General features: G+C 64.0%; 14 protein-coding genes and 1 pseudogene. 7 read left to right on the forward strand and 8 right to left on the reverse strand.

The features are described 5' to 3' along the window. Positions 1-4: 4 nt before the first annotated feature. The 4 genes from YWC_RS0125165 to YWC_RS30840 form a co-directional block, all read right to left on the reverse strand. Positions 5-2,560, reverse strand: coding sequence for a hypothetical protein (locus tag YWC_RS0125165; protein WP_027867848.1), 2,556 nt, complete (start codon positions 2,558-2,560; stop codon positions 5-7). 89 nt (positions 2,561-2,649) lie between these two features. Further along, entirely contained in the window at positions 2,650-3,417 is a 768-nt protein-coding gene (locus tag YWC_RS33930) for a DNA methyltransferase (RefSeq protein WP_229413196.1), read from the reverse strand. 9 nt (positions 3,418-3,426) lie between these two features. After that, entirely contained in the window at positions 3,427-3,891 is a 465-nt protein-coding gene (locus tag YWC_RS33935) for a winged helix-turn-helix domain-containing protein (protein ID WP_229413197.1), read from the reverse strand. Between the two features lie 206 nt (positions 3,892-4,097). Beyond that, positions 4,098-4,403 (reverse strand): helix-turn-helix domain-containing protein, encoded by a 306-nt coding sequence (locus tag YWC_RS30840; RefSeq protein ID WP_051306749.1) that lies wholly within the window; start codon positions 4,401-4,403, stop codon positions 4,098-4,100. Between the two features lie 326 nt (positions 4,404-4,729). On the opposite strand from YWC_RS30840, the gene YWC_RS0125180 reads away from it, so the two are divergent. Genes YWC_RS0125180 through YWC_RS0125195 form a run of 4 tightly spaced genes read left to right on the forward strand, consistent with a single transcriptional unit; the run spans position 4,730 to position 7,648 of the window. After that, a complete protein-coding gene (locus YWC_RS0125180; protein ID WP_156923898.1) occupies positions 4,730-4,948 on the forward strand; it encodes a hypothetical protein in 219 nt (72 codons plus the stop codon). Further along, a complete protein-coding gene (locus tag YWC_RS0125185) occupies positions 4,945-6,306 on the forward strand; it encodes a hypothetical protein (RefSeq protein ID WP_027867850.1) in 1,362 nt (453 codons plus the stop codon). Before YWC_RS0125180 ends, YWC_RS0125185 begins: the two co-directional genes overlap by 4 nt. 38 nt (positions 6,307-6,344) lie before the next feature. Beyond that, the gene (locus YWC_RS0125190) at positions 6,345-6,929 is read left to right on the forward strand and encodes a hypothetical protein (RefSeq protein ID WP_027867851.1); all 585 of its coding nucleotides are present in this window, start codon (positions 6,345-6,347) and stop codon (positions 6,927-6,929) included. Positions 6,930-6,949: 20 nt separating this feature from the next. Further along, complete coding sequence (locus YWC_RS0125195) at positions 6,950-7,648, forward strand: hypothetical protein (protein WP_027867852.1); 699 nt, start codon at positions 6,950-6,952, stop codon at positions 7,646-7,648. Between the two features lie 46 nt (positions 7,649-7,694). On the opposite strand, the gene YWC_RS0125200 is transcribed toward YWC_RS0125195, so the two are convergent. Continuing rightward, the gene (locus YWC_RS0125200; protein WP_027867853.1) at positions 7,695-8,420 is read right to left on the reverse strand and encodes a hypothetical protein; all 726 of its coding nucleotides are present in this window, start codon (positions 8,418-8,420) and stop codon (positions 7,695-7,697) included. 156 nt (positions 8,421-8,576) lie between these two features. On the opposite strand from YWC_RS0125200, the gene YWC_RS0125205 reads away from it, so the two are divergent. Then, positions 8,577-9,053 carry a hypothetical protein gene (locus YWC_RS0125205; protein ID WP_156923899.1) on the forward strand — a complete coding sequence of 159 codons (477 nt, stop codon included), beginning with the start codon at positions 8,577-8,579 and terminating at the stop codon, positions 9,051-9,053. A 21-nt stretch (positions 9,054-9,074) separates the two neighbouring features. Here YWC_RS0125205 and YWC_RS30845 read toward each other — a convergent pair whose 3' ends face one another. Genes YWC_RS30845 through YWC_RS0125220 form a run of 3 tightly spaced genes read right to left on the reverse strand, consistent with a single transcriptional unit; the run spans position 9,075 to position 10,610 of the window. Next, positions 9,075-9,917 carry a nucleotidyl transferase AbiEii/AbiGii toxin family protein gene (locus YWC_RS30845; protein WP_084416598.1) on the reverse strand — a complete coding sequence of 281 codons (843 nt, stop codon included), beginning with the start codon at positions 9,915-9,917 and terminating at the stop codon, positions 9,075-9,077. Next, complete coding sequence (locus YWC_RS0125215) at positions 9,910-10,128, reverse strand: hypothetical protein (RefSeq protein WP_027867855.1); 219 nt, start codon at positions 10,126-10,128, stop codon at positions 9,910-9,912. The genes YWC_RS30845 and YWC_RS0125215 overlap by 8 nt, the downstream gene beginning before the upstream one ends. A 53-nt stretch (positions 10,129-10,181) precedes the next feature. Continuing rightward, positions 10,182-10,610 (reverse strand): hypothetical protein, encoded by a 429-nt coding sequence (locus YWC_RS0125220; RefSeq protein WP_027867856.1) that lies wholly within the window; start codon positions 10,608-10,610, stop codon positions 10,182-10,184. A gap of 149 nt (positions 10,611-10,759) precedes the next feature. Between YWC_RS0125220 and YWC_RS0125225 the strand changes: the two genes are divergently transcribed. Both YWC_RS0125225 and YWC_RS31815 read left to right on the forward strand, forming a co-directional pair. Then, positions 10,760-11,125 carry a hypothetical protein gene (locus YWC_RS0125225; RefSeq protein WP_156923900.1) on the forward strand — a complete coding sequence of 122 codons (366 nt, stop codon included), beginning with the start codon at positions 10,760-10,762 and terminating at the stop codon, positions 11,123-11,125. Positions 11,126-11,346: 221 nt separating this feature from the next. Then, positions 11,347-11,829, forward strand: a pseudogene (locus tag YWC_RS31815) (hypothetical protein); the annotation flags it as partial.

An 11,829-nucleotide genomic window follows, 5' to 3' on the forward strand; every position in this document is an offset into this window, starting at 1 on the left:
CTCCCTACCGCTGGCCAGCGCTCTTCTCGCCGAAGAGCTGCGCCAGCGGCGCATGGAAAGCCCTGTCCCGCAGCCCGAGCATGGCGTCAAACAGCGCCGCGCTCAGGTGCGAGCGGCGGACCTGGGGCGGCCGCTTGTATCCCGTCACGGCCCATTTCTTCTCGCGCGCCTCCTCAATGCGACGCTGGCAGTTGCCGATGATGCTGTTGCCGGCGTACAGGGCGGAGACGCCCTTGTCTTTCCTGAAGTCGGCTGCGGCCGCCGCGCCGTGCCAGATGAAGGAATAAGCCTGGCTGACGGAGTACGTGGCCAGCACGTCGTCGATCATCTGCATGGTCTTCTCCCCACTGGACACGGGAAGGCGCCGATCATCCGCGCAAAAACGTAGATACGCGAGGCATTCGTGGCGCGCCAGCTCGAAGGCCAGCTCAGGGATCTGCCGGCGCCAGCTCGTGGGCCAGTCGCGGCTCTGGCGCGCCTGCTCAAGATCCCGCAACAGCACCAGGGTGCCCTCGGGCAGCTCCCAGTAAAGCTGATCCAGGGCGAAGGCGCTCACCCTGGCCGGCGCCTCCTCGATCGTGAAGGCACTGGCCGGGCTCTGGCGGGAGATGCGCACCAGGCCGGCGCGCAGCAGGGCGAACAGCGGCTGCAGCAGCTCCTGAGTCGGCGCGAATGGCCTTTCGCTCTCTCCGAATGGAGACAGCACCAGGGTATCCTCGGCACCGCCGCATGCCCGGTGCAGCGTCAGCAGGTACACAGCGTCGATCAGGCGCAGATCCGCGATCGCAGCCGGTGGCTTGGACTGGGCAAGATTGTCGAGTGCGTGGCCAATGATCAGGCTTGCGCGCTCCTCCGGCGCCACCAGGAGCAGCTGGTTCGCGCGCGCAGCCGAATGGTGCGGCCGCAGCGCGAGACATGCGCCATAGGCCTCCAGCGCCAGATCCTTCCTGCCCACGTACTGACACGAGAGCCCGTAGTCGAACCAGAGCGTCACGGTCGGCTCGGCACCAGCTGCGCGGAACGCACCCATGATTGCCTCCATCATGGCGTGGAAGCGCGTGTACAGTCCATGGTGGAGCAGGGCGACGCGTAAATAAGCCGTGGCGATGTCGTGGAAGTGCTGGCAGGCGTTCGCACTTCGATCTGTGGCGGCCGCGGCCGCGGCCAGGGTGCTGATCATGCCGTCGGCAAAATGGTCGACCACCATCTCGTCGTCGTACGGCGCCTCGTCGAACATCGAACCATCGTCGTGCCGCGCCCAGATGCGATCGTCTCGGACGCGGGCCACCTCGAAAAGCGCGAATGCGCGCCCGGCACCTTCGAAGTCACCGGCCTCCATCCGCGCCCACGCGACATGGCGCTGAATCACCGCGTGCGCGCTCCCCATGCCGGCCGACAGGATCAAGGCCTTGCGCTCTTCGACCTGCAGGCCACCGCCCGGCCCACCCTCGGTGGCGAAGAGGACCTGCAGGATGCCCAGCACGTCCGGCTTTTTGACTGCCGAGAGGATGGGCGCGCGCAGCTGCAGCACCTGCGCGCGCGGTCGGTAATGGACGAGCTGGGAGCCGATCTGCAGGCGGAGGGGGCCCTGGTCGAGAAACGGGCCGCGCTCGACCAAACACATCGGGCCGCCTTGGCAGATGATCTCGATCAGGTCATCGGCTGCCGCCCGGATCGCGCCCTGGTCTCCAGCATCGACTGCAACCGCCAGCAGCGCGTTCGCAGCGCGTAGCGCGATTGCGCGTTCCTCAGCGCCAGCGCTGTCGATCGACGCAGTGAGGCTACGGTAGATCGACGCGGCGACGTCGACCAGGCCAGCCGTCACGTGCAGGTCGGCTTCGACGAGGGCCAGCGGCACCTGCTCCTCAAGTGGACTGCCGACGGCCAGGCGTTGGGCCAGCGCCAGCGCCAGCTCGCGCTGGCCGATATCGCTGGCGATCTCCACGCCCTGCCATAGATCCTCGGGGGCAGCATTGGGAGCGTCCGCCATCGCATTCACCAGCTGCAGGAGCTGTTCGACACCTTCCCCGGCCGCCCACACAGCGCGGACGTACCTGCGCCGCAGGCTGGTATCGAGCGGGTACCGATCGCAGCCACTGCGCAGCTGCTCGAGCCGAAGCCCCTCGTCGATCAGATGGGCCTCGGCGAGCTCGTACGCGCGCGGGGCCGGGTCGGGCAGGGTCAGCAGGATGCGCACCAGGCCGTCGAGCTCCTGATCCCTCTCGCCGTTCCTGTCGTTGAGCGCGGCCACGCACTCGGTCAGCGCCAGGAGGGGCAGGGCTTCTCCGCGCCGCTGGGCGTCGGCAAGATACCTGGAGCCTGCAGCCCACTTCTCCAGCTTCCAGCAGCACCACCCCATCTTGCTCCTGATGCGCCAGGATGATGCCCTAGACGCTTTGTACAGTGCCAGGGCGTCTGCATAGCGCGCCTCGGCCAGGGCGACGTCGCCGTCATTCTCCAGCACCAGGCGCGGGGGAGCATCTGGCGTGCTGTCAGGGGCTTGGTACGCGGCGCTGAGGACGACGGAGAGAGGGGCTGGTTCGTGGCTGGCTAGAGTCATGGGTCATGTTGCTGCGGCGCGGCCCGGTTCGCCACGCCGCTATACTACAGTGGGCGACAGCGGCCGTCGCGTCGAACGAGACGTTGGGGTCAGAGAGAGCCGCGCACCTGCTGGAGGCCTGGGTTGATCTCGAACCCTGGGAAGCCACGGAACAGCTCTGCGCTGGGGCGGATGTAGTCCAGGACGTTCTCGGTCGTCATCCAGCGGCGTCCGAGGCGCTCGGCAACGAGGGCGGTCTTGTGGGTGCCGGCGAACATGTCCACCACCAGCTGGCCGACCTCGGTCAGGAACCTGATGAAGAAGCTTGGGATCGAGCTTGGGAACGGCGCGCCATGCGTCGTAAAGCCCAGATCGCGCGCGTGCCGGCGGTGCGCGGCCGAGTCGGCGCACTGGTGGCCCAGGGCGAGGACGTTGCGCGGGATGGCGCCGGCAGTCGGGCTGCCGAAGCTGCCGTGCTTGATGCGGTAGGCGCCGTCGCCGAAAACGCCTTCACGCTGCTCGCCGCCGCGTGCGATCAGGGCCGCGTGGCGCGCCGAGTGCGGCTGGAGCACGCGCCGATTGTTTGCATTGACGCGATGTGGATCGACCGCGAACCAGTAGATCGGCTCATACGCGACGTTGACCTGGACGCGCTCCTTGCTCGCCCATTGGATGGGTCCGGGTGGTTTCGAGGCATTGTGCCAGACGAAGCGGTCCATCAGGTGAAGGCCCAGGCGGTCGCAAATCGCCAGCACCAGGCGCTCGTTGTACGTGGAGCGCGCCGGGCTCCGATTTTGGAAAATGTCCTGGCTGACGTTCAGGACGACCGATCCTTCCGGAGCCAGGTTTTTGACGACCGGCTCCAGCGAGCGCACCACGAAGTCGACCTACTCCTGCTCGTTGACATTCCCATAGGCGCGGGCGCAGCGCAGAGGGTAGGGTGGAGACGAAATCGCGAGCATGATCGGCTCGCCGGCGTGGGGGAAGACCGCTTCGTTCGAGCCCCAGATCGCCACGCCCAAGTTCGTCGAGAACGCCACCATCTTCACGCTGGCCAGGCTCTTGGTGAGCTTGCGGCCGGCACCTTCGGTCAGCCGCCAGACGCCGCGGGCGTCGGGGACCTTCTCGATCACTCCGGCGGCGCGCAGATCCTGCTGGAACCAGCGAACAGCACGCTTGATCGGGCTGCGCTGTGTGCCCGCTTTGCCAACCGGGATCGTCGCTTCCATGTCTTTAAGGTCAATGCCGGCGCGCTCGGCCACTGCCCGGTAGAGATCTTCGTTTGTAAGGACGCCGTCGCTGGCTCTGGTATAGGCGCTGGTGACGTGCTTGAAGAGGTCCATCTGTTTCATGTGGTCTGTCGCTGCTTTATGTGGATATCCCCATTTTAGGGAGCCAGACCCAAGTCTCACAAGGAAACCTGTGACGTTTTATGATAACAGCGCGAGAACATCGCATTGGCGGATCTCGCCCAGGGCCACCTCGACATCGATCTACGCCACCGGGATCGGCGCAGCTGGGTTCGAGCAGTCGAACACGACGATCGTTGTCTGGGCCATTAGAAGTCTCTTTCGAGGGGCTGTGCATCGTCTGCTACACGGGGCCGGATGGTTTCCGGATTCCCGACAAGAAGCTCGACATCTGCCAGCTCGCCTAGAGACTCCAGCACCGTGAGGAGAACGCCGATCGACACCGTAGGGTCGCCGCGCTCGAGGCGCGCAAGCGTCTGCCGGTGAATGAGAGTCGATAGCTCCAGATCGGCGAGGGTGCGCTTTTGCGCCTTCCGTGCGCGCCGAAGCCGATCACCGAAGCGCATGCCGGCGTCGAGCGCAGGCTGGGAGTGAAACTGGGCGGAACGCGACATAGCTATAGCCTTTTGGAAGCGAACCACCACGATATCGTCACTCCAGCCTCGACGCTCAAAAAAGCGCCTATATACGACATTCTGGCAAAAAAGATGGCTATATGCGATCCGTGGTTACTTTCAAGAAGGCATTCCAACGCGGCCAGCGCATAAAATCGAGGGGCCAACCCAGCAGGGCGACAAAAGGCTGACTCTATACGCTGTGACGTTTTATGGCTACGTTGTAGAATTGAAATCTCACCAACCCCGCTGCTCTTCGGATGACAACGCCCCCTCCGCTCCCCATTTATGCGACTGCGGTATTCGCCCAGAACAAGCCTGGCGCGATGCTCAGTATCCCGCCACTGGCCGCGGCAACGACCTTCTATGTGACGGCGGGGTGTGTGTACACAGCGGACGGCCGCGAGCTCCTCATTCTGGACGGCGAGGCGCGGGCGAGGGTGGCCGACGCACTCGCACACGACCTGGCCAGCGTATTCGTCGTCGAGACAGGGCCGCTGGGCTTCGTCCGAGACTACCCCATCGAACCGGCGCGCGCGCTATGAGCGGGCAACTCAGTCGCCTGCAGGCGTTCCTGGCTGGCGCCGGTGACCTGGAAGTCGTTGCGCCACCGGCGCAGGTTCGTCCGGACTACTTCGCCCGCTTCGCCCGTTTGGCCGGCGCGACGATCGTGGCCGCCCAGGTCGCTGCAGTTGCGGCACCAGCCCCAGCGCACGCGGCAGCGCCGGCGCCACCGGCCCCGCCGACCGTGTTGCCCGCCGAGGAGACCATGGCCGCCGAGAAGACGCGCATCGCGGCCGCCATGCGGACGGTGCAGGACCTCTCAGCTCGCTACCTGTCCGCCGGCCGCTCGCCGACGACCTCGCGCATCGTGATGATCGACCCGGAGAAGCTGTCCGACGAAGGCCCGCTCGCTTTCATTGAACCCGGTGAGGTGTGCAGGATCGAGGGCATCCGGATCGACTATTCCCGCACCGACCCGCGCTTGGCCAGGATGGCTGATACGCCGGGTATGCGCGCCTTTGTCCTGATCCACGAAAGCATGCATTGCCGCCTGGGTCCTGCGCTGATGAACCATGTAGCCCAGTCGACCTCGCCGATGGGCTACGAGTTCGCCGTCAGGTTCAACGAGTCGTCTGCTGATGCCTATGCGGTGCTGACCCTCGCGCGGAAGGACGGTATCCCGGCCGCCCTGGAGGTGCTCGACCAAGTGACCAAGGTTCGCGAGGCAGAGATGGCGCTGCCCGATTCGGAGGGGCACCACGATTCCCGCGACACGCTGCAGCGCGTGCGCTCCGTGCTCGAGCGCACGCCTGAGCGACTTGATTCAGATGACGCAGCGTTTTCGCTGGCGATCACCGAGGCGCTCGCTGGCGCCAGCACGGCACTCGAGCGCGCGCAGCCGGAAGCGTATCGCGCCTACCTGCAAAGCGCACACTATGCGGCCGACATGCATCGCTTCCATGGAGCGGTGGAGGAGATGGCGCGCGGATACCTGGAAGGGGCGCACGGACTCGGCGCGCCGAAGGTCATACTCAACAACCTCGTCATGGCGCCCGCGGCGCCAACCCGGATGTCGCCGTGGGGCCTGCTGGCCAAGCTGCGGCCTGCGGAGCACGGCTTCACAGCGGCCACGCTGCGCAAGGACGTCGAGGAAATCACCCGAAGCCTTGGTCGCGACGTGGTCGCCGCCGCCGCCACCCGGAGCGCGATCGCCGATAATGTCGGCGCGGCTCCGGTGCATGCTTCCCTCGCCGGATCGCCGGAGCAGAACGTCGTCTCGATCGGGCGACTGCGCTCGCGTCTTGACGGGGTGTACGCGGGCGTGTTGCACTCAACGGGCGCCAGCGAGCTGGCCGACGTAGACGCGGCCCATGAGGATCACCCGCGGCCTGGCCTGTAGCCGTTCGTGCGGCCCGAATATCAACCCTGGAATTCCCAATGACCGACAACCCGAACCCGCAATTCCGAGCCATCTCCGTCGGCGAGCCGTCGCCGTTTCCGGCCCTGCCACCTGGCCAGCTGACGGTGGCGATGACGCTGGCGCACCCGATCCCCATCGTGATCGTCAGCCTGCCCGAAGTCACCGACGACGACATCGCCTGCATCAAGTCTCCGCCTGAGGCGGTGGCCCTGCGACGCTCGACCGCCATGCCTGCTGGTGCACTCCTGATCCAGCTGAAGGTGAATGAAACGCAGGTGTGGCCGATCTGCGTGCCGTTCCTCGACGCGGCGCCGATCATGCGCACCTGGGCCGCCCACGAGGCCGACACCAACGACCTGCTGATGGTCCTGGTCGACGCCGACACGCGCATTGTCCGCGCCCAACGGACGATCGGTCTGCCGCCGCGCCTGCTGGAGATGGTTCGCCAGGGCATTCAGCGCGCCGAGCGGATCGACGAGCGCGCGGCCGTGGAAGAGCTTGGCCGACTGAGCGACCTCGAGGTCTGGAATGAGGCTACTCGCTGGAAAGACACGGGCGACGGCGTATTCACGATGGTTGCTGAAGCCCCGGTTCAGGCGTGACCAGGTGAGGAATTAGACTAATGCGCCTCTGGAACTTGATCCGCACTGCGTCGCCCACCGCGAACTGGCTGGCGGTCCTTTCGTTGCTCCTTCTCGTCGGGAAGATATTCTGGCTCAACCGGATTCCGAGCACGATCGACGGAGTCTATGAAATCGGGGCGATCTTCGAGGCTATCTTGGCCTCGGTTATCGCCAGCTACGTGTTTTACCTGATCGTCGTGCACATCCAGGAACAATCCGATCGTGATGCACTGCAGCCCTATATTGCGAAGCACGCGCAGCGGATCGTGCGCGAATGCGCGTCGCAACTGAGCGACATTGCAACAAAATCGCACGTGTCTATGACCTTCGAGACGCTCACCGAAGCCTCATTGAGCGCTGCTTTCTCGAAATTGGACCCGAATGGTGACTCGCCGCTGCTAACGTCGTGGACGCCAACTGTAAGCACATACGCGCCGTGGCTCAGATATATGGAATATCACAATGAGCGAACCGCAGCGGCAATACAAAGGCTTTTAGCGCAATTGCGGTTCCTTGATGCAGGCCTTGTTCGTTTGGTTGTGGATGTCGACGACTGCAGCCACTTCAAGGTCATGAGTTTTGTCTCGAAACAAGGGGTGAAAAACTCCGATATGAGAACATTTAGCGAGGGGTTTTACGAATACTATCAGTCGTGTCAGAGACTGAATGAATACCTCGTCGCAAATGGAATGGGCTGAAGTAGTGCTCGGGGTGGCGGTCGCCCGATCGGCACCGCCACCTTGTTCACATCGCTGGGCCGTATAAGCGCTCTTGATCATCCAGCTCGGTGGATTCTTCCGTGCCAGCGCCCAGCCCAGCACCCAGGCCGGCCAGGCGCTCCTGGTGCTCCGAGCGCAGCATGAGGCGCGCCGCCAGCTCAGCCTCGGCTTTCGCCGCCTTTAAGGTGGTCGGGCAGGTACCCATCAAGGTGCCGAACCGGCTTCCTGACTTCCACACCGACTGCAGCTTCCTGACGCCATCGAAGAGCTCCCACTTCCCACCTCGGTCGTGCGGACAGGGACGCCACTCGAAGGCCGTGAAGGGCGCGGACGAGCACACCTCGGCGGCCAGCATGCGCACCGACGCCACCAGGTCGTTCGGATCGACACCGCGCTGCTCCATGACCCCGTCTTTACCGAACGCCCGATCGGTCTCCCAGTAGGTCGCGCTCTTCGCGCTACCGCAGGCCCGGATCGACTCCACCGTGGTGCGATAGGCGACGCGGTCGTCCTTCATGGCTGAGCGGTAGTTGATGGCGTGGTGGAAGCTGATCATCATCTTGCTCTCAGCGCTATAGGCCGGCCGTACCGCCAGCAGCGCGTTCCCGGCCATGAGCGCGGGGTCCGTGTTCAGCAGGTAGCCGTTGGGCAGGTGGTGCTGCAGCGCCTCGATCAGCAGCTCGCGCACCAGGTCAGCGCGCGCGGAAGAAATGGCCTTGTACTGGGCTGGGGTGAGATTACGGTCGAACATGGGATGCTCCTGGATGACAATTCCAGAAGCCTACCGGAGCCGGATCGGCGTGGTTGCAGCCCTCTGGTCTTGGTACCCGACGGCGCCGTATCGTTGCGAGACGCCCGGTCGACCACCGATAATGGCAGGACAACATTCGACATAGAGAGGAACACGATGGATGGCGACCACCAGCACGTCCTGCCCAGTGAGGTGCCGGAGAGGATCATGCAGCGCCTGGCGCAGCCGCATTCCAAGGAGCGGCCGAGGATTCCGTTTGCCTGGATGATCAGCTATTCGGCCGAGAACGCGCTCCAGAACATCCGATACTTCGAAAACGGAGTCCTTCACTGCCAGCTCGACTTCCCGATCCGGGTGTTCTTCAGCACGTGGACGGCCGCCATCGTCGTGACCTTCGTGCCGCTACATGCGATCAGGGAGCCTCATGTCCTGGAGTGGCTCACGACGTTCTACGAGGTGTCGGTGCCCGAGGCGAAAGAACGCCTGGCCAAGTTCCCAGACTTCCCGTACGACGGCCAGAATTCCGACACGTTCCGCGCCGACGTCTTTGCGCGCGGTGGGCCGCAGATCCTCATTGACGAAGCTCGTGCGCTTCTGGCCAGCAAAGGCATCGATATCCCGTCTAAGTGGTAATAGACAGCTGAACAGCGCCAGTCACGGGGCAGGGCGATCTCCAGCTGGCTCTTCGCGGTCATCTTCTTCGCCCTGGGCGCGCACCGGCACCGCCAAGGCCCGGCCGTAGACCGCGCGCAGACTTTGCGCAGCGCTGGCAACAGATGCACCACGTGGTTGAGACGCCGCCGCCGGCGCAGGCGCGAAAGTCGCCTCCCCACGCAGTACCGCAGGGATCTGATCTGCAAGCTCCGGCGCCATGTGCATCTTGGCCAGGCACTGCGCCAGGTAGGCGCGGTCACTGACCATCTCCACGGCGCCCTGGTAGGCGCGATCCGCCGATGCGCCATAGGCCTTGCGCACCTTTTCCCACGCGGCGTCGGGTACTGCCCCCCAGTGGCCGACCATCATCGACAGGTCGATGATGTCGCGGCTGGCCACGCCCTTGTCACGGTAGCGGTCTGCGTTGGCCAGCAGCTTTTCGGCGTACATATCGACGCGAGAGAGAGTGGGCACGCGAGTGCGCGGATCGAGCGCGCCCTCGATCTGGATGCGGCCCTCGCTTACTACCTCGAACTTCACCGGCACATCGTCGATGCGGATGTAGGTGCGGATCCCGTAGCGATCGGCGCGCACCTCGCGCACGAGCTCCACGGGCTGCGAGAACATGGCGCCGAGGGTGGCGTTGTCGACCGTGTTGCGCAGCTCGCGGTACCCGTCCTGGGACGCGCAGAGGAAGTCGATATCGACCGACTCCCTGTATTCGTCCAGCGCCAGGACGATGGCGGTGCCGCCGCCGAAGAAGCACCCGTTCTGCGCCAGAAAGTCGGCGTCGAGCGCAGACAGAATTCGCTGAATGCGATTGTGGTGGTCCCGCTTATACATTCATGACTCCGCCGCCGTACACCTGCGTCAAGCCTTCGATCAGCTCGAGCTCGGCCTCGCCAAGCTTCTCCTGGTCGACCATGCGCCAGTTGGCCTCGTAGAGGGCGAACGCTTCCTCGCCGGTGATCACGTCGGTCGGCTTGCGACTCCAGGCTAGCAGCGCCAGCTGAGGGTAATCCCCGATGATGAGGGTGGCAGGTGGGGTCTTCATGGTGCGATTATCGTTCTTCCCGGTGCGATGTCAATCATAGCCAGGTGCACCGCTCACATGCGGGGTGTCGAATCCGCATCGGTATCGTCGTCTTCGTCGGGCGCCGGCGCGGACTCTTCCAGCGGGCGCCCATACCGGCCGTATCCCATCTGCTCGTCGGTCAGCCAGAATTTGGTGCGCGTGATCTCTTCGAGCTGCATCTCGTTCGAGACCCCGCGAGTCATGTTGGAGAAGACCGAGAATTCGCCCCATTCACGCTCCAGGTGCCCAGGGATGTCGCTGTGGCCGATGACCAGGTTGCTGCTCTCCCGGAGCGGCGCCTTCTCCTGCAATTCGTTGAACGCATCCTTCCTGGCTCTCCACGAGGTTTCCGGGATCTCGCAGGCGGCGACGATGGCGGCGAGCAGTGCCTTGGTGGATGGGTAGTCGTTGCGCTGAACTAGGCGTGTCAGCAGGAAAGTCTGGAAGCGGTGTTTATTCATGTTATTCATGTCGTAGCTCGGGTAGCAATGTGAACAATGCGATGAGCATAGCGACGCCCTGCATCCGTGGTTGCAAAGTCGGCGATCTCCTGCAACCACGCTCTGGTGCGGGCGCTACCCTCGAGCGTCCGCTCCATCTGTTCACTCCCATGCCAACGCTCTACCACGTCGCCCCGGCTGCCAACCTCTCAAGCATCCTAGACGCCGGCCTGCAGCCGCAGATCGGACCACGCAGCGCCAGCGCCGGCGAGAGCGTGGCGGCCGTGTACTGCTTCACCGACCTGGCCGCGGTCGAGGACGCACTGACGAACTGGCTCGGGGACTGCTTTGGCGAGGACGAGGCGCTCGCCCTTCTGCGGATCGATGTGGACAACGACGTGGGACTGGGCGCCGGCGCGGGATACGAAGTGATGGTGCTCGCCCCGATTCCTGCGCGTGCCCTCGCAGTTCTGTCCGAGGATGTCGGCAACGACGAAGAGCCGGGTAGCCACCTCGGTGCAATGAGTTGCCCATGAAAATATTATTTCGCCGCCAGTTGGGTTCGGCTTTAAACTGCCTGTATGGCAAGGCCAATAAGGGGCGAATAGGGAAAACGGAAAAAATCGGGCGCTAAGGCGATTTGGCCGAGCATATCGCCCGCAAACCATTCCGCGCAGTCGACTTGCAAACGCCCTGACCCTATACTGTATAGTCGACATTTATGACCGGGGGCGGTCTTTGCTTGGAAAAATAAAAGATGTCGAACGCGCAGCTGATGGCAGTAGTCGAGGTAGACAAAGGAGATCGGATAATTTGTCAGCGCGACGGCTGTCGCCACAGCGTGTACAAACGCATCCACATCGTGCGGGAGAATGGGCGGTTCACCGTCCTCGGCTCCGAGTGCTTCAAGCTCCTATACGGCTCCTATGACACCGGGGCGGTGCCCGTTTATGGATCAAGCGCTGGCCAGCTTCTTACCGACGCCGAGCGTCAGCTACTAGCCGAAAACACTGAACGCTTCATTGCCATGCTGGAGGTACAGCGGCTTCAACTGGAGCATGCCCGAGCACTGGACTTACGCGCTAGACAAGAAGAACAGCGAGAGCGCGAGGAAGCTGCACGAATTATCAGAGGCGCCTCGGATGCGCTGCGTGACGAAGAACGCAATGCTCAGTCGCCTGCCCTGGAAAACTGCCGCCGGCAATACCCAGGGCTCAATCTGGCCACACCAGGCTGGCAG

This window comes from Massilia alkalitolerans DSM 17462 (assembly GCF_000427785.1).
GTDB classification, from domain to species: domain Bacteria; phylum Pseudomonadota; class Gammaproteobacteria; order Burkholderiales; family Burkholderiaceae_D; genus Telluria; species Telluria alkalitolerans.